Raw genomic sequence first — 16,711 nt, 5'->3', positions numbered from 1 at the left:
CCCGCGCGACACCGCCACACGGATGCCACGGCGTCGCCCCGGCATTGCCGCAGGGCGGTGGCAGCCCTGCAGACGCCCTGCGGGCGGTGCGCGTTGATTTCCGCACGCCCCGCCGCTAGGTTGCGCGACCGCCGCCACTCCGTGGGCGACTATGTCCCGGATGCGGGCGGCGGGCCGGACACCTGAGTTTGGAGAACGATGCCGTGGCCGACATCTTCCGGGAAGTCGACGAAGAACTGCAGCAGGAGCGCGCCGCGACGCTGTGGAAGAAGTATGGCGGATGGGTCATCGCGCTCTGCGTGGGCATCGTCCTGGCCGTCGCCGGCAACGTCTTCTGGCGTCAGTATCAGGCGAACGCCCAGGCCGAACAGGCTGCCGCCTATGCCACCGCGTCCGACCTGCTCGGCGAGGACAAGCCGCGCGAGGCCGCCCAGGCCTTCGCCGCGCTCGCCGATACCGGGGATGCCGGGTATGCCGCCATCGCCCGTCTGAGCCAGGCCGCCGCCCTGGTGGAGGCCGACGACATTCCGGCCGCCGCCGAGACCTACATGGCGATCGCCAACGACGCCTCGGTGCCCGCGCCCTATGGCGACCTCGCCCGGCTGCACGGCGTGCGGCTGCGCATCGGCGCGGCCGACGCGGCGACGCTGCACGGCGACCTGGCGCCGCTCCTGACCCCCGGCAACGCCTGGGAGCCGCTGGCCCGGGAAACCGAGGCGGCCATCTCGATCCAGCAGGGCGATACCGACGCTGCCCGGGAGACGCTGAAGCTGATCGCCGACAACCCGGCCACGCCGGCCCGGCTGCGCCAGCGCGCCAGCGAGCTTCTTCAGGCACTGGGCGGGTGAGGTCAGCGTGATTCGCTTCGGCGCCTGTTTCCCTCTCGCCGCCGCTCTCGCCGTCGCCCTGGCACTCGGGGCCTGCGGCAGCGGCGACTTCTTCGGCGAGGATTCCAAGGTCCCGCTTCCGGGCGAGCGGATTCCCGTCCTGCAGATCGGCGAGGGCATCAAAGCGGATCCCAACCTGGCCGACCAGCCGGTGGTGCTGCCGCGTCCCTACGTGAACGCCTACTGGTCGCAGCCCGGCGGCAACGCGTCCAAGGCGCTCGGCCATGTGGATGCCGGTGACAATCTGGCCCAGGCCTGGTCCGTGTCGATCGGCAGCGGCGGCGATGACGAGGTCTCGCTGCTCACCCAGCCACTGGTGGTGGGCGACACCGTCTTGGTCCTCGACAGCGAGGCCAACCTGCGGGCGGTCAGTGCCGCCAACGGCCGCGAGCTCTGGGACCACGACCTGAAGCCCGAGGACGAGGACGACGCGGTCTATCCGGGCGGCATCGTCGCCGATGCCGCCAACGTCTACGCCGCCACCGGCTTCGGCGAGGTGATCTCCTTCTCCATCGCGGACGGCTCGGAGAACTGGCGCGTGCGCCTGCCGGGCCCCGTCCGAGGCGCGCCGGCCATCGCCGACGGACGGCTGTTCGCGGTGACCCTGGAGAACCGCACCATCGCCCTGTCCACCGCCGACGGCTCCCGGATCTGGGAGCATCAGGGCATCACCGAGATCGCCTCCCTGCTGGGCGGCGCCGCCCCGGCGGTGCAGGGATCCACGGTCCTGGTGCCGTATTCCTCCGGCCAGCTCTTCGCCCTGCGGGTCGAGACCGGCCGCGTGGTCTGGGTGGAGAACCTGTCGAGCCTGCGGGCGCTGGACGCGATTTCCCGGCTCGCCGATATCCGCGGCAGCCCGGTTATCGACGGCGAGCTGGCCTTCGCCGTCAGCCACGCCGGCCGTATGGCGGCCATCGACATGCGCTCGGGCCGCCGGGTCTGGGAGCGGGCGATCGGCAGCACCCACATGCCCTGGGTGGCCGGCGACTACGTCTTCGTGGTCAGCCTGAGCGGCGAGCTCGTCGCCCTGACCCGGCTGGACGGCCGGGTGCGCTGGGTGCACCGGCTGCCGAATTTCGAGGACATGGAGGATCAGCAGGATCCGATCCAGTACGCCGGCCCTGTACTGGTGGGCGACCGCCTGCTGCTCGGCTCGTCGGACGGCTTCGTCTATGCGATCTCCCCCTATACCGGCAAATTGCTGGGACGCATCGAGGTCGGCGATCCGATCTACCTCGCCCCGATCGTCGCCGGCAGCACGGTCTACGTGCTAGACAACGACGCGCAATTGCGCGCGTACCGTTAGGGGACCGGACATGGCGCTCAAGGTCGCCATCATCGGCCGGCCGAATGTCGGCAAGTCGACGCTGTTCAACCGGCTGACCGGGACCAAGCACGCCCTGGTCGACGATACCCCCGGTGTGACCCGCGACCGGCGCGAGGGGGACGCCCGGATCGCCGATCTGAGCTTCCGCATCGTCGACACCGCCGGCCTGGAGGACGCTCACGACGACAGTCTGGAAGGGCGCATGCGCCGCCAGACCGAGGCGGCGGTGCAGCAGGCCGATCTGGTGTTCATGATGATCGACGCCCGGGCCGGCGTGACGCCGCTGGACGCGCATTTCGCCGACTGGCTGCGCCGGGTGAAGGTGCCGGTCACCGTGCTCGCCAACAAGTGCGAGGGGCGGGGCGGCATCGCCGGGCTCAGCGAGGCCTACAAGCTCGGCCTTGGCGACCCGGTGCCGATCTCGGCCGAGCACGGCGAGGGCATGGGAGAGCTCTACGACCTCATCCGCGCCCGGATCGAGGCCGACCCGGTGCTGGCGGCCGAACTGGCGGCCCAGTACGACGACGACCCGTTCCCCGAGGAGATCCTGGACGGCGTCGATCTGGACGAGGCCGACCTGGAAGAGGACGCGATCCTCAAGGACCGGGGGCCGAAGGGACCGCTGAAGCTCGCCATCGTCGGCCGCCCGAACGTCGGCAAGTCGACCCTGATCAACCGGCTGCTCGGCGAGGACCGTCTGCTGACCGGTCCGGAGGCCGGCATCACCCGCGACTCCATCGAGATCCCGTGGAGCTACAAGGGCCGGGACATCCACCTGATCGACACCGCCGGACTGCGCCGCAAGGCGCGGGTGGTGGAGAAGCTGGAGCGGATGTCCACCACCGACAGCATGCGCGCCGTGCGCTTCGCCCAGGTGGTCATGCTGGTGCTCGACGGCGAGCAGATGCTGGAGAAGCAGGACCTGGCCATCGCCCGCACGGTGCTGGACCAGGGCCGCGCCCTGATCATCGCCGTGAACAAGTGGGACGCGGTCGCCGACAAGAACGCCGCCGGCCAGCGCCTGCGCGACCGGTTGGACACCTCGCTCGCCCAGGTGCGCGGCATTCCCTGGATCGCCGTCTCCGCCCTGCGCGGCAGCAACCTGGACAAGCTGCTGGACGCGGTGTTCGACATCTACGACGTCTGGAACACCCGCGTGCCGACCAGCCGGCTGAACCGCTGGCTGGAACGGATGGTCGACCAGCATCCGCCGCCGCTGTCCAAGGGCCGGCGCCTGCGCCTGCGCTACATGACCCAGGTCAAGGCCCGTCCGCCGACCTTCGCCGCCTTCGTCAGCCAGGCCGACGAGCTGCCGGAAAGCTATGTCCGCTACCTGATCGGCGGACTCCGGGACGAATTCGGGCTGGTCGGGGTGCCGATCCGGGTTAACCTGCGCAAACGGCGCAACCCCTACGTCGACGACTGATCGCCGATAGGTGACGACGGAGGCGGTTGCCGATTACAGTGCTGCACGGAGCCGCCATGCGAGGCCGCGGAAAGACGAAGCCGGACGCCAGGGTGTCGATTTCCGACCTGGCCCGGATGTATGACGGCCGCAACAACGGCAAGCCGCCGACCCATCGCTATACGAAGGGGGCGATGCCGCTGCGCCGCAGTTCCCTCAACCCGAGCGGCACCGTCAACCAGAATGGCACGCGTCTGGCGCGGCTGAAGGCGCGGGCGTCCGGCATCCGCTATGCGCTGCAGACCGAGGCGATGGACCGCTCCAAGACAAGGGAGCTGGAGCAGACCCTGCGCAACCTTGAATTGGCGATCCAGGGTATGGAAAATGTCCTGAAGAACGAGTGAGGACACGGTGAGCGAGCGTCTCAAAACCCTGGTCGATGCGTGCCGCGCGGCGGTGACCTCCGCCGATCCGGTCGGCGGGGTCCGCGCCGCGCTTACGCTGCTGGGCGAGGAGCCGGACAAGGCCATCGCCGAAATCCCGGACTTCGAGGGCGAGGACTACGTCCTGCACCGCTCCGACGACCTGTCGGTCTTCATCGTCCGGCAGGCGCCGAATACCGCCGGCCCGCCCCATGACCACGGGATGACGGCGGTGATCTCGATGCTGGAGGGCGTGGAGATCCATCGCCGCTATCGCCGCGACGGGGACAGGATCGCGCTGGAGCGCGAACAGACCGCGGCACCGGGCGGCGTGCTCGTGCTCGCCCCGCGCGACGTCCATGCGATCGCCAACCCGGACGACGCGCCGTCCCTCGGCGTGCACGTGTATTTCGGCGACATTGTCGGCATTGAGCGCACGCTCTGGGACACCGGCACCGGGGAGGCGATGGCCTTCACCCTGCCGGACTACGAGCGCCGGGTGACGCCCTACCGCTAGCCGACGCCCGGCGAGACGGGCGGGATATGCGGCTTTCCTTGACTTCCGCACGCCACGCGCTAAGGGTGGGCGATATTTGAAGGTCGACATACGGCGCGTCAGTAGACGCCGGCCGACGGCACACGACCCCTCCATAGCCTGCGGTTTCCCCTCGATGCTAAAGCCTGAGACATTCGTGTCGGTGAACGACGGTCTCGATCTGTCGGCTATCGGCCAGTTCCCCATCCTGTCCAGCGTGCTGGAGACTTGGCAGCGGCTGGGCGGCGGCAAGGCGCCGGCCGGGATCGACGCGCTGGACCTGCCGGTCAAGGCGCTGCCCTACCTGATGCTGGTGGACCTCAAGGGGGATGACGACGCGGTGATCCGGCTGGCCGGAACGGCTGCCTGCGACATCTACGGCCGGGAGCTGCGCGGCACCAGCGTTCATGACTTCTTCGGCACCCGCGACGCCGGGCTGGTGCTCGACGACCTGCATGCCGTCGCCGAGACCGAAACGCCGATGCTGACCCGGCGCTTCTACGTCTCGATCAACGGCAAGCCGTGGAGCTATGTCCGCCTGCTGCTGCCGATACGGCCGGAGGGCGGGGCGGTTACCCGGATCCTGAAGGTGCTCGAGCCGAGCCGGTTCCGCTCCTCCTAGAGCGGCCTGTCCGCAATCGCACGAGACTATTGTCGGCGCTGCTGCCGATAGCTTGATGCTTGGGGGATCGGCCGATCGCCTGATAGCATCATGCTGGCCTACGTCGTCAAAGGCGGGGCCGGCAGGATCCCGGAATGCCTGTTCGACCTAGAGGGACGGGCAGCTTCATGCAGCTTAAATGGTTGGTAATAGTCGTCTTTGTCGGCGTTCAGACGCTGACCGCGGGTATTGTCGCCGTGACCACCTGGGCGGTGGTCACCAACTCCGTGGCCACCAACACCGCCCAGACGACCCGGGCGGTCGCCGACACCGTCCGCCTGCGCTACGAGCGGTTCGTCGATCCGGCGACCGACGCGGTCGATCTCGCCCGGTTCATCCTGCAGCGCCACGGCCCGGTCGATCTGTCCCTCGACACGTTCGAGCGGTTCATGTTCGATCAGCTCACCAGCCACCCGGTGGTCGACGCGCTGTATCTCGGGCGGTCCAGCGGCGAATTCATGATGCTCAAGCGCGTCCAGGCGCCCGGAGAGCCCAGCTTCCTGACCAAGCACATCCGGATCGAGCAGGGGACCCGCACGGTCGAGTTCCGGCTGCGCGACCGCCGGTTCGATCTGATCCGGAGCTGGCGCGACGACGACGACCCGTTCGATCCGCGCACCCGGCCCTGGTACCGGGTCGCCCGCGAGCAGGCCGAGGGCGACGGGCGGCGCTGGACCGAGCCGTACACGTTCTTCACCTCCGGCGCCCCGGGCGTCTCGACGGCCAACGCCCTGGTGGGGACGTCGCAGGATAGCTGGGGCGCGGTGTCGGTCGATATCGAGACCGGCTCGTTCTCCGAGTTCCTCTCCAGCCTTTCGCTGCCGAAGGGCGGCGGCGCCTTCATCGCCGGTTGGAACGGCGAGGTCGTGGCCCTGCCGTCGGAGGTTGACGAGGCGGCCCGGGCGCTGTTCGCGGATACCGACGGCAGCGGGCGTCCGGCCCTTCTGCTCGCCCTCATCGACGCCGACCCCGACGCCCTGGAGACGACGCGGGACGGCAGGGTGCTGCGCGACGTGATCGTCGGCGGCCAGCCCCATATCGTACAGCTCGTCGGCTTCGCGGAAGCCGGTATGCCCTGGAGCATCGTGGTCTCGGTCCCGGAGGAGACGGTCTTCGGCTGGGTGTATCGACTGCGCGATCGGATCATCTGGGTCAGTGTGGCCGCCAGCGTCGTGGCGACCCTGGTCCTCCTGCTGTTCTGGCGCCGGAGCATCGAGCGGCCGATGGCGGCGATCTCCTCCCGCCTCGCCATCATCGGCGCTGGGGGCTACAGCGGCGATCCCCCGGTGCGGGGGGTAAAGGAAATGCGCCGGATCGATGCGGCGGTGATCGCCGCGGGTCGCCTGATCAACGAGCGCCAGTCCGCCCGCCTGGAGCTGATCGCCCGCCTGCGCGACCTGGTGGAGGCGATGGAACAGGCGCCGGTGGGCATCGCCATCCTGGAAGCGGATCGGCGGCTGGGCTTCGCCAACCGGGCGGCCCGCATCGCCCTTTCGGTCGACGAGGGCGAGGACGAGTCGATCGATGCCGCCGTCCTCGGCATGACGGAGGCCGAATTTGCCGCCAAGGCGGAGCTCGTGCTCAACGGCCGCACCGTGCGGGGCGAGGCGGCGTTGCCGGGGCCGGCCGGCGTGACGTCCCAGTATGGCGTGGTGCTGTCGCCGCTCAGCGACGGGGGCTCCGTACGGCTTCTCCTGGTGCTGGAAGACGTCTCCACGGCCAACGATCTGGAGGCTGGGCTGATCGAGGCGCGCGAGGCGGCGGAGCGCAGCGACCAGGCCAAGACCCTGTTCCTGGCTCAGATGAGCCACGAGTTCCGCACGCCGCTCAATGCCATCGCGGGCTTCTCAGAAATGCTCCTGACCTCACCCGATCTCGGCGAGGCCAGGACCCGTCAGTATGTCGGCCATATCAGCGAGAGCGCGGCGACCCTGCTGGCGATGGTCGAGCGGATCCTGGAATACGTCCGCTACGAGAGCGGCGGCGTCGGCCGGATGCCGCGTCCGACCGACGTGGGCGAGGCCCTGGAGGCGGCCATTGTCGCTGTGGCCCCCGAAGCGGAAGCGGCCGGGGTCACCATGGACCTCACGCTGCACGGGCCGCTGGAGCCGGTGGCGGCGGACCCGGCCTTGCTGACCCGCGCCTTCGAGCAGATTCTGTCGAACGGGATCAAGTTCTCGACCGGCGGCGGCAGGGTCTCGGTCGCGGCGGCGGTGAGCCAGAGCAAGGGGGTGAGGCGGGTCACCGTCGGCGTGGTCGATCGCGGCAGCGGCATCAACCTGACCGATCTTCCGCGGGTATTCGAGCCGTTCTGGAAGGCGGCCACCCATCTGCGGACGAGCTCGCAGGGACCCGGCCTGGGGCTGGCCATCGCCCGCCGGATCCTCACCGGCTTCGGCGGCCGGATCGAGGTGGACAGCGCTCCCGGCGAAGGCACACGGGTGGTGGCGAGCCTGCCGGTCTTCGGCGGGCCCGGCGCGGACCGGTCGAACGACAACTGAGATCCGGGAGGATTATCCCTGGGCGTCGATCCGCTCGCCATGGGCCACGCAGGCCGGCGATGCGAGGTCGAGGAAGGCCGGCGCGATATCCTCCGGCGTCTTCAGGCTCATCGGATCTTCGCCCGGGAAGGCGGTCGCCCGCATTTTCGTGCGCGTGCCGCCCGGGTTCAGCAGGTTGACGCGCAGGTTGGTGCGCCGGGTCTCGCCGGCATAGGACCGCACCATGGCCTCCAGGGCGGCCTTGGAGACCGCGTAGGCGCCCCAGTTCGGCCGCTCGCCGACGGCGGCGCCGGAGGTCACGAAGATCGCCCGGCCGGCATCGGATTGGCGCAGCAGCGGATCGAGGCTGCGAACCAGACGCTGGCAGGAGGTCAGGTTGACCGTCATCACCTCGTCCCAGAGCTTGGGATCGTAATGCGAGATCGGGCTCAGCACCCCCAGGATGCCGTGGTTGGCGACCAGGACGTCCAGCTTGCCCCAGCGCTCGTAGATCGAGGCACCCAGGCGGTTGATCGCCTCGAAATCGGTGATGTCCATGGGCACCAAGGTCGCCGACCCGCCCGCCGCCTTGACCCGGTCGTCGGTCTCCTCCAGGCCGCCGACGGTGCGCGCGACCAGGATCAGATGAGCGCCTTCGCGGGCGAAGGCCTCGGCCACGGCGGCACCAATGCCGCGCGACGCGCCGGTGATGAGCGCGACACGCCCTTCGAGAATGCCAGACATCAAATCCTCAGGAGGCTTCGGCGAGCAGGGAAAGCTGACGGGTCCGGCCACCGCTGTAGTCGGTCAGCGCGATCGGATAGTCGCCGGTGAAGCACGCGTCGCAGAACTGCGGCTGCTCGTTGTTCCGCGCCGCTTCGCCCATCGCCCGGTACAGACCGTCGATGGAGATGAAGGCGAGGCTGTCGACGCCGATCTTCTCCGCCATCTCCTCCACCGACAACTGGGCGGCGAGGAGCTTCGAGCGCTCCGGCGTGTCGACGCCGTAGAAGCAGGAATGGGTGGTCGGCGGGCTGGCGATGCGCATATGCACCTCGGTCGCCCCGGCCTGGCGGACCATCTCCACGATCTTGGTCGAGGTGGTGCCGCGGACGATGGAATCGTCCACCAAGATGACCCGCTTGCCTTCCAATTGGCCGCGGTTGGCGTTGTGCTTCAGCTTCACGCCGAGGTGGCGGACCTTGTCGGTCGGCTGAATGAAGGTCCGGCCCACATAGTGGTTGCGGATGATGCCCAGCTCGAACGGCAAGCCCGAGGCCTCGGCATAGCCGATGGCGGCCGGCACGCCGGAATCCGGCACCGGGACGACCACGTCGGCGTCGACGCCGCTCTCGCGGGCGAGCTGGCTGCCGATGCCCTTGCGGGCGGCGTAGACGCTGTGCCCCTCGACCATGCTGTCGGGACGGGCAAAGTAGATGTACTCGAAGATGCAGAACCGGCTCGGCCGCGGACGGAACGGGAAGAACGAGCGCACGCCCTTGGCGTCGATCACCACCAGCTCGCCCGGATTGATGTCGCGCACGAAATCGGCGCCGATGATGTCCAGGCCGCAGGTCTCGGAGCACAGGATGTAGGCGTCGCCGATCTTGCCGAGCACCAGCGGGCGCACGCCGAACGGATCGCGCAGGCCGATCAGGGTGTCCTTGCTCAGGCAGATCAGGGAATAGCCGCCCTCGACCTGGTTCATCGCCTCGACCAGACGGTCGACCACCGAGGCGCGCCGCGAGCGGGCGATCAGGTGGATGATGACCTCGGTATCCATGGTCGACTGGAAGATCGAGCCCTGGCGGACCAGGCCCTCTCGCACCTGAAGCGCGTTGGTCAGGTTGCCGTTGTGGCACAGGGCGAAGCCGCCGAACTCCAGATCCGCGAACAGCGGCTGCACGTTGCGCAGCGCCGTCTCGCCGGTGGTGGAGTAGCGGGTATGGCCGATCGCCGAGTGACCGACGAGCTGGTCCATGACCTCCTGATTGTCCTCGCCGAAATTCTCGCCGACATGACCGAGGCCGCGGTGGACGTTGAACGTCGTCCCGTCGGTGGCCACGATCCCGGCCGCTTCCTGGCCTCGATGCTGCAGGGCATGGAGGCCCAGGGCGGTGTGCGCGGCGGCGTCGGACGTACCGAAGATGCCGTAGATCGCACACTCTTCATGAAGATGGTCGTCGTCGTAGGGGGAGGTCGTGAGCGTCATGCGCGGGTCCGGTCCTCAGTCGAGGGGGAGATACGGTCGGAGCGGTTCATACCGCATCCGATCGGCGACTGCCCTCCAAAACGAAACAGCACCCACCTATTGGGTGCTTTGGATGGCGCGGTTCAGTTCCTGACGTTCCTTGTCAGTATACCCCTGATTGGCTCCCGACGCATCGGGATTCGGGGTGTCTGTCTTGGGAGTGGGGCTGAGCAGCCGCTCTTTCAAGGCCTCGCGGGTCTCGTCCTCGGCCTGGCGGCGGAGCCGCGCCGCCTCGGTGTCGGCCTGGCTGCGCAGATGCTCGGGCACCAGGGCGGTCAGCCGGTCGGCACCGGCCACGATCAGCGGTAGAGATTTGGCTTCCGTCAGCCATGTGGGATGGTCCTGCGGATCCGGCTCGGCCCACAGCACCAGCAGATAGGCGACGCAGACCAGGATCGCGCCGCGCAGGATTCCGAACAGGAATCCGAGCGACCGGTCGACCGCGCCCAGGCCCACCATCTGCAGCGCGCCGCTCGCCAGACGCGCGAGGATCATGAAAACGATCAGCGCGACGATGAACAGCACGCCGCCGGCGATCAGCTCGCCCAGCGGCCCGTCGATCCCGGTCAGGTCCACAACCAGCGGCGTGGCGGGCTTGTAGCCGTAGATGCCGACCGCGAGCGCGCCGACCCAGGCGACGATGGAGAACACCTCCGCGACAAAACCCCGCATGAGCGCCAGAAGGCCCGACAGGACCACGACGGTGATGACGGCGATGTCGGTGATGTTGATCGGCAGAGAATCCATTGAGGGCCCGTATCAGGAGGCGACGACTCGGCGGCCGATGCGGGCATCGTCGCCAGGATCGTGGAGCAGGTCCACCAGATCATGTAGCCGGGAGATTTCGACCAAATCGAGGCCGCCGGACAGGGCCTTGCCGCCCTTGCGCCGGGAGGCGGGCAGCAGCGCCTTCTCGAAGCCGAGCTTGGCGGCCTCCTTCAGCCGCGCCTCGGCCTGGGTGACGGCGCGCACCTCCGCCGACAGGCCGATCTCGCCGAACACCACGGAGCCCTTTGGCACCGGCACGCCGGTCAGCGAGGAGAGCAGGGCCGCGGCCACCGCCAGATCGGCCGCCGGTTCGCTGACCCGCAGCCCGCCGGCGACGTTGAGGAACACGTCGTTGCCGGCCAGCGACACGCCGCAGCGCGCCTCGAGCACGGCGGTGACCATGGCAAGCCGGTTGCCGTCCCAGCCGACCACCGCTCGGCGCGGGGTGCCGTAGGGCGACGGGGCGATCAGCGCCTGGATCTCCACCAGCACCGGGCGCGTGCCCTCCACGCCGGCGAAGACGCAGGCGCCGGAGATGTCGTCCTGGCGGTCGGACAGGAACAGGGCGGACGGGTTGGACACCTCCATCAGCCCGCCCTCGGTCATCTCGAAGACGCCGATCTCGTCGGTCGGCCCGAAGCGGTTCTTCACCCCGCGCAGAATGCGGAACTGGTGGCCGCGCTCGCCCTCGAAGTAGAGAACGGTGTCGACCATGTGCTCCAGCACGCGCGGGCCGGCGATGGCGCCTTCCTTGGTCACGTGGCCGACCAGCAGCAGGGCGATGCCGCGTTTCTTGGCCACCCGGATCAGCTCCTGGGCGCTGGCGCGGACCTGGGCGACCGTGCCCGGCGCGCTGTCCAGGGCGTCCACATACATGGTCTGGATCGAGTCGATCACCACCACGTCGGGGCTGTCGGCCGCTTCCAAGCTGGAGACGATGTCGCGCACGCTGGTCGCCGCCGCCAGCCCGACCGAGGCACCGGCCACGCCGAGCCGCTGGGCGCGCATGCGGACCTGGTCGACCGCCTCCTCGCCGGAGACATAGGCGCAGCGGCAGGTGCTCGACAGGCCGGCGACGACCTGCAGCAGCACGGTCGACTTGCCGATCCCCGGATCGCCCCCGATGAGGGTCGCCGATCCGGGGACCAGCCCGCCGCCAAGCACGCGGTCGAACTCTCCGATGCCGGTGATCCGCCGGGGCGTCTCCTTGCTCTGGCCCGCGAGTTCGACGAAATTGATGCGCCGGCCGCCGCCGGGCTTAAGTCCCTTCGGCGCCGCCTCGACCACTTCCTCCACGAGGGTGTTCCAGGCGCCGCAGGCATCGCACTTGCCGGCCCATTTGGCCGTGACGGCTCCGCATTCCTGGCAGACGTAGCGGCTGGTCGATTTCGCCATCCGTCTCTGGCTCCTCAGCCGCGCCGGACGGCCATCTGGATCGGTCCCTCGGCCCGGCCGTGGATGAACTGGTCGACATAGTCGTTGCCGGAGCGGTCGATCTCCGCCACCGGGCCGACCCAGATGATCTTGCCCTGGTACAGCATCGCGACCCGGTCGGCGATCTTGCGGCAGCTCGCCATGTCGTGGGTGATCGACAGGCCGGTGGCGCCCAGCTCGCGGGTGCATTTCACGATCAGGTCGTTGATCACGTCGGCCATGATCGGGTCGAGGCCGGTGGTCGGCTCGTCGAAGAAGATGATCTCGGGGTCGGTGGCGATGGCGCGGGCCAGGGAGACGCGCTTCTGCATGCCGCCGGAGAGTTCGGACGGCGACAGGGTGGCCACGTCCTCGCTCAGGCCGACCTGGGCCAGCTTGTCGACCGCGACCTTGCGGGCATCGGCCCGGTCCACGTGCTTGGCGGCGATCAGGCCGAAGGCGACGTTCTCCCAGACCGGCAGGCTGTCGAACAGCGCGCCGCCCTGGAACAGCATGCCGAACTTGCGCATGTAGGCCTCGCGCTCCGAGCGCGGCAGGCCGACCACGTTCTCGCCGTCGATCTCGATGATCCCGGAATCCGGCTCCATCAGGCCGATGATGCATTTCAGCAGGACCGACTTGCCGGTGCCGGAGCCACCGATCACGACGATGCTCTCGCCGTCGCCGATATCCAGATCGATCCCGTCCAGCACGACCTTGGAGCCGAAGCTCTTCTTCAGGTCCCGGATGCGCAGTTTAGGGGTGTCGCTCATCTGCTCCGCCCTCAATCCGCAAAGAACATCTCGGTGATGACGTAGTTCGCCACCAGGATCATGATCGACGCGGTCACCACCGCGTTCGTGGTCGCCGCACCCACGCCCTGGGCCCCGCCGCGCGAGTTGAAGCCGTGGTAGCAGCCCATCAGCGAGATCAGGAAGCCGAACACCGCCGCCTTGACCAGGCCGGAGATCACGTCGATGCGCTCCAGATACTGGACGGTGGAGGTGATGTAGTTGGCGGCGTTGAAATCCAGCTTGTAAACGCCGACCACATAGCCGCCGAACACGCCGATGATGTCGCCGATCAGCACCAGGATCGGCAGGCTGATCGTCGCGGCGATCACCCGCGGCGCGATCAGGTACTTGAAGGGGTTGGTCGACAGGGTGGTCAGGGCGTCGATCTGTTCGGTCACCCGCATGGTGCCGATCTCGGCCGCCATTGCCGCCCCGACCCGGCCGGCGACCATGAGCCCCGCCAGCACGGGTGCCAGTTCGCGGGTCATCGACAGCACCACGACCGTGGCCACCGCGCCCTCGGCGGAGAACCGGGCGAAGCCGGTATAGCTCTGCAGCGCCAGCACCATGCCCGAAAACAGCGTGGTCATGCCGACCACGGGCAGGGAGTAGTAGCCGATCTCCAGGAACTGCCGCAGGATCAGCCGCGGATAGAAGGGCGGGCGCACGCAATGACTCACCGCCGCGGACGCGAACAGTCCGATGCGGCCCGTGGTGGCCAGGAATGTCAGGAAGCCTCGGCCGATCGCCGCGAGAGGATTCATCCGACGGAGTACCCCGATCGATCGTTGATGCAAGCGATCCCGGCCGTCATTCGGCACCGTCGACGTAGTGGCGCACATAGCGGCTGCCGAGCGAGGTCAGGAGCTCGTAGCCGATGGTGCCCGCCAGGTCCGCCATCGCGTCGGGCGTGACCGTCGGACCCAGCACTTCCACCATCCCTCCGGGGGCGACGTCGGCCGGATCCATGTCGGTCACGTCGACCGTGATCATATCCATGGAGACGCGTCCTACCACGTTGCAGGGGCGCCCACCAACTGCGACGCGTCCGAGGGAGGACAGGCTGCGCAGATAGCCGTCGGCGTAGCCCGCGGCGACCGTGGCGATCCGGCTCTCGCGCTCGGCCCGCCAAGACCCGCCATAGCCGACCGTCCAGCCCGGTTCGACGGTGCGGAGCTGGAGGATTCGGCCGTCGATTCGGATCGGGCAGCGCAGCGGATTGTCGCGCCCGGCCGAGGGGCGGCCGCCATAGAGCGCGATGCCGGGCCGGGCCAGATCATGGTGGTATTCCGGCCCGAGGAAGATGCCCGAGGAATTGGCGAAGCTCGCCTTGATGCCGGCCGGCAGGCGGGCGCGCGCCGCGCCGAAGCGGGCCAGCTGCTGGGCGTTCATCGGATTGTCCGGATCGTCGGCGGCGCAGAGATGCGACAGCACGTAGAGCCAGTCGACGCCGTCGAGCAGCGACGGGTCCTCGGCCACCCGGTCCATCTCGCGCCCGTCCAGGCCGAGCCGGTTCATGCCGGTGTCCACGTGCAGCATGGCGGCCAGGGGCGCACCGGTCCTCGCCCCGTGGTCGCGCCAGAGGGCGACCTGACCGAGGTCGTTGAGCACCGGGGTGAGCCCATGTTCGACATAGGCCGTCTCGGTTCCGGGCAGCAGGCCGTTCAGGCAGGCGATCGTGCCCTCGGGCAGGATCTGGCGCAGCGCCACGGCCTCGTCGAAGGTGGCGACGAAGAAGATGCGGCAGCCCTCCTCGTACAGAACCGGTGCCACATGGTCGGCGCCGAGGCCGTAGCCGTCCGCCTTGACCACGCCGGCGCAGGGCACGTCGCCCAGCTCCCGGCACAGGCGCCGATAGTTGTCCCGCACCGCACCCAGATCGATGGTGAGGCGAGACAGGGCGGCGTCGAAGGCGAATGTCGTCGTAACCATCAAGGTCCGATATCAGGCGGGCGGGACGGGGACAAGGCGCAAGAGGGGTTCTCCCCCGCCGAGCTTCGATCCATGCTCGGGGAAAAGAGGGAGGAACCCATCATGACCGATACTGCCACGACCGATACCGCCCGCATCGTCCGCGTCGCCGATGCGCTGGCCGATCAGCATGCCCGCCGCGCCCGGTATGCGCCGCTGGCCGGCGATCTGGCGCTGCCCGATCTCGATGCCGCCTACGACGTCCAGCGCCGGCTGATCGCGGGCTGGGAGGCCGGGGTCAAGGGGCCGATCGCCGGCTACAAGATCGCGCTGACCTCCAAGGCGGTGCAGGAGCTGTGCGGGGTGAACCAGTCCCTGGTCGGCGCCATCTTCGCCTCGACCGTCCACAAATCCCCCGCGGTGGTGAAGCTCTCGGACTTCGTCCGGGTCGGTCTGGAATTCGAGCTTTGCCTCAAGATGGGATCGGATCTTACTGATACTTCTGGAAATTATACGGCGGAATCCGTCCGCGATGCGGTCGAGCTGGCGGTGCCGGCCTTCGAGCTGATCGAGGATCGCGACGCCGATTACAGCACTCTCGACGGGATCTCCATGGCCGCCGACAACGCCTGGTCCGGCGGCATCGTGCTCGGCGAGACGACCGGCGACTGGCGCTCGCTCGACCTCGTCACCACGCCGGTGCGGCTGGAGTACAACGACGACGTGGAGGAAGCCGTGACCGGGGCCGCCATGGGCAATCCGCTGACCGCGCTGGCCTGGGTCGCCAACCTGCTGGCACAGCAGGGCCGCCCCCTGCGGGCCGGCCACTGGGTGATGACCGGTTCCACGGTGAAGACCCGCTACCCGAAACCCGGCGACAAGGCGGTCTATACCGTCGAGGGGCTGGGCAGTGTCGCGGTCTCTGTGAGCGGCTGACGCGAGCACTCAGGACGCGTGATAGAACCGCGTTACTTCATCCTGCGGCCGTTTGTGCACGTCAAGGGAGGTGGGGAGCTGGGGAGGCTCCTCCACCAGCGAGAAGTCCGTCTGGTAGCTGTAGCCGAGAGTCCGCACGCCGTTGTTCGGAGTCTTGATGGCGGCGAAGTCGCCGATATAGGTGACCGACCCGGGGACGACGGTGAAGACGACGGCCCTGGTATCGACGACGCGTCCGTCCCGGGCAAAATGGTGTCGAAAGTTGCCCTCGGTGCCTCTGTCAACGGTTGCGCCTGAGGTGGAACTGCCTGAATTCGCCGCGAGTCCAGCGACGACGAAGGGCAAGAGAATCAGAGGGGTCGTCGCCAGCGTCATCGCGGTGGAGAAGTTGGAGGACCCGCCGGCTGAACTGCCATCCGACCAGAAGCCGGCCTTGCCGAAATCGGTATGGGCGAGGATATAGGTTCCCGGCGGCACCTCGAAGGTGCGGGCGAGACGCCCCGTCTCGGAGTCGGTCGGCCGAACTGTGGCGCGCAGCATCTGCTTGGGCGGGGCGAGGCTGATCTCGTCGCCGTCCATGCTGACCGGGAGGAGACCGAAGGTGATGGCGTCCGTCGGCGCGCCGGGCTCGCGGCTCAGCACCACCATCACGCCCCCCGAGGTGGCGCTGTCCGCGTAGGTCGTGGACGGCACGTCGTTCGAAACGCTCTCGCCGTCCGGCCCGCCTTGGACGGCGCTGGTTGCCGACCCGCTCGGCGTGGTCACGCATCCGCCGAGTCCCAGCGCTCCCGACAGCATCAGCCCGCCCAGCACGCCGCGGCGCGTCATTCCGTGTCGCATGGTTTGCATCCCCGCCAGTCGATTGCCCGCTACAACCAAAGAGAGTAGAGGCGGCACTGTCAATCCATTCAAGCTTAGTGG

16 protein-coding genes are annotated in these 16,711 nt (G+C 68.6%); 8 read left to right on the top strand and 8 right to left on the bottom strand.

Features of this window, described 5'->3' with window-relative positions:
* Positions 1-203 precede the first annotated feature (203 nt).
* The 7 genes from T8K17_RS20905 to T8K17_RS20875 all read left to right on the top strand — a co-directional run bounded on the left by T8K17_RS20905 (position 204) and on the right by T8K17_RS20875 (position 7,738).
* Positions 204-848 (top strand): tetratricopeptide repeat protein, encoded by a 645-nt coding sequence (locus T8K17_RS20905; protein WP_322331664.1) that lies wholly within the window; start codon positions 204-206, stop codon positions 846-848.
* 7 nt (positions 849-855) lie between these two features.
* Positions 856-2,193 carry a PQQ-binding-like beta-propeller repeat protein gene (locus T8K17_RS20900; protein ID WP_322331663.1) on the top strand — a complete coding sequence of 446 codons (1,338 nt, stop codon included), beginning with the start codon at positions 856-858 and terminating at the stop codon, positions 2,191-2,193.
* 10 nt (positions 2,194-2,203) lie between these two features.
* The gene (gene der / locus T8K17_RS20895) at positions 2,204-3,640 is read left to right on the top strand and encodes a ribosome biogenesis GTPase Der (protein ID WP_322331662.1); all 1,437 of its coding nucleotides are present in this window, start codon (positions 2,204-2,206) and stop codon (positions 3,638-3,640) included.
* 56 nt (positions 3,641-3,696) lie between these two features.
* The gene (locus tag T8K17_RS20890; protein ID WP_322331661.1) at positions 3,697-4,023 is read left to right on the top strand and encodes a hypothetical protein; all 327 of its coding nucleotides are present in this window, start codon (positions 3,697-3,699) and stop codon (positions 4,021-4,023) included.
* Positions 4,024-4,030: 7 nt separating this feature from the next.
* Positions 4,031-4,558 carry a cysteine dioxygenase family protein gene (locus tag T8K17_RS20885; RefSeq protein WP_322331660.1) on the top strand — a complete coding sequence of 176 codons (528 nt, stop codon included), beginning with the start codon at positions 4,031-4,033 and terminating at the stop codon, positions 4,556-4,558.
* 175 nt (positions 4,559-4,733) lie between these two features.
* A complete protein-coding gene (locus T8K17_RS20880; protein WP_322331659.1) occupies positions 4,734-5,198 on the top strand; it encodes a PAS domain-containing protein in 465 nt (154 codons plus the stop codon).
* A gap of 167 nt (positions 5,199-5,365) precedes the next feature.
* A complete protein-coding gene (locus T8K17_RS20875; protein WP_322331658.1) occupies positions 5,366-7,738 on the top strand; it encodes a HAMP domain-containing sensor histidine kinase in 2,373 nt (790 codons plus the stop codon).
* A 12-nt stretch (positions 7,739-7,750) separates the two neighbouring features.
* Here T8K17_RS20875 and T8K17_RS20870 read toward each other — a convergent pair whose 3' ends face one another.
* From T8K17_RS20870 to alr, 7 genes are all read right to left on the bottom strand, one after another.
* A complete protein-coding gene (locus T8K17_RS20870) occupies positions 7,751-8,461 on the bottom strand; it encodes an SDR family NAD(P)-dependent oxidoreductase (RefSeq protein WP_322331657.1) in 711 nt (236 codons plus the stop codon).
* 7 nt (positions 8,462-8,468) lie between these two features.
* On the bottom strand, positions 8,469-9,929 hold the full coding sequence (gene purF, locus T8K17_RS20865; RefSeq protein WP_322331656.1) for an amidophosphoribosyltransferase: 1,461 nt from the start codon (positions 9,927-9,929) through the stop codon (positions 8,469-8,471).
* 96 nt (positions 9,930-10,025) lie between these two features.
* Positions 10,026-10,715 carry a CvpA family protein gene (locus T8K17_RS20860; protein WP_322331655.1) on the bottom strand — a complete coding sequence of 230 codons (690 nt, stop codon included), beginning with the start codon at positions 10,713-10,715 and terminating at the stop codon, positions 10,026-10,028.
* 12 nt (positions 10,716-10,727) lie between these two features.
* Positions 10,728-12,131, bottom strand: a complete 1,404-nt coding sequence (radA, locus tag T8K17_RS20855; RefSeq protein ID WP_322331654.1) for a DNA repair protein RadA — start codon at positions 12,129-12,131, stop codon at positions 10,728-10,730.
* Between the two features lie 14 nt (positions 12,132-12,145).
* Complete coding sequence (locus T8K17_RS20850) at positions 12,146-12,922, bottom strand: ABC transporter ATP-binding protein (RefSeq protein WP_322331653.1); 777 nt, start codon at positions 12,920-12,922, stop codon at positions 12,146-12,148.
* 11 nt (positions 12,923-12,933) lie between these two features.
* The gene (locus T8K17_RS20845) at positions 12,934-13,707 is read right to left on the bottom strand and encodes an ABC transporter permease (protein WP_322331652.1); all 774 of its coding nucleotides are present in this window, start codon (positions 13,705-13,707) and stop codon (positions 12,934-12,936) included.
* Positions 13,708-13,753: 46 nt separating this feature from the next.
* Complete coding sequence (gene alr, locus T8K17_RS20840) at positions 13,754-14,875, bottom strand: alanine racemase (protein WP_322331651.1); 1,122 nt, start codon at positions 14,873-14,875, stop codon at positions 13,754-13,756.
* A gap of 102 nt (positions 14,876-14,977) precedes the next feature.
* Between alr and T8K17_RS20835 the strand changes: the two genes are divergently transcribed.
* The gene (locus T8K17_RS20835; RefSeq protein WP_322331650.1) at positions 14,978-15,790 is read left to right on the top strand and encodes a 2-keto-4-pentenoate hydratase; all 813 of its coding nucleotides are present in this window, start codon (positions 14,978-14,980) and stop codon (positions 15,788-15,790) included.
* A 9-nt stretch (positions 15,791-15,799) separates the two neighbouring features.
* Here T8K17_RS20835 and T8K17_RS20830 read toward each other — a convergent pair whose 3' ends face one another.
* Positions 15,800-16,630: a hypothetical protein gene (locus T8K17_RS20830; RefSeq protein ID WP_322331649.1), complete on the bottom strand. Its 831-nt coding sequence runs from the start codon at positions 16,628-16,630 to the stop codon at positions 15,800-15,802.
* Positions 16,631-16,711: the final 81 nt, after the last annotated feature.

The organism is Thalassobaculum sp. OXR-137 (assembly GCF_034377285.1).
In the GTDB taxonomy this organism is placed as follows: Bacteria; Pseudomonadota; Alphaproteobacteria; order Thalassobaculales; family Thalassobaculaceae; genus Thalassobaculum.
This window is presented reverse-complemented; position numbering and strand designations above follow the sequence as displayed.

Coding starts and splice junctions, on each gene's coding strand:
- T8K17_RS20890 (WP_322331661.1), top strand. CDS start 3,697: ATGCGAGGCCGCGGAAAGACGAAGCCGGACGCCAGGGTGTCGATTTCC.
- T8K17_RS20850 (WP_322331653.1), bottom strand. CDS start 12,922: ATGAGCGACACCCCTAAACTGCGCATCCGGGACCTGAAGAAGAGCTTC.
- T8K17_RS20860 (WP_322331655.1), bottom strand. CDS start 10,715: ATGGATTCTCTGCCGATCAACATCACCGACATCGCCGTCATCACCGTC.
- alr (WP_322331651.1), bottom strand. CDS start 14,875: ATGGTTACGACGACATTCGCCTTCGACGCCGCCCTGTCTCGCCTCACC.
- radA (WP_322331654.1), bottom strand. CDS start 12,131: ATGGCGAAATCGACCAGCCGCTACGTCTGCCAGGAATGCGGAGCCGTC.
- purF (WP_322331656.1), bottom strand. CDS start 9,929: ATGACGCTCACGACCTCCCCCTACGACGACGACCATCTTCATGAAGAG.
- T8K17_RS20835 (WP_322331650.1), top strand. CDS start 14,978: ATGACCGATACTGCCACGACCGATACCGCCCGCATCGTCCGCGTCGCC.
- T8K17_RS20830 (WP_322331649.1), bottom strand. CDS start 16,630: ATGCGACACGGAATGACGCGCCGCGGCGTGCTGGGCGGGCTGATGCTG.
- T8K17_RS20875 (WP_322331658.1), top strand. CDS start 5,366: ATGCAGCTTAAATGGTTGGTAATAGTCGTCTTTGTCGGCGTTCAGACG.
- T8K17_RS20845 (WP_322331652.1), bottom strand. CDS start 13,707: ATGAATCCTCTCGCGGCGATCGGCCGAGGCTTCCTGACATTCCTGGCC.
- T8K17_RS20870 (WP_322331657.1), bottom strand. CDS start 8,461: ATGTCTGGCATTCTCGAAGGGCGTGTCGCGCTCATCACCGGCGCGTCG.
- der (WP_322331662.1), top strand. CDS start 2,204: ATGGCGCTCAAGGTCGCCATCATCGGCCGGCCGAATGTCGGCAAGTCG.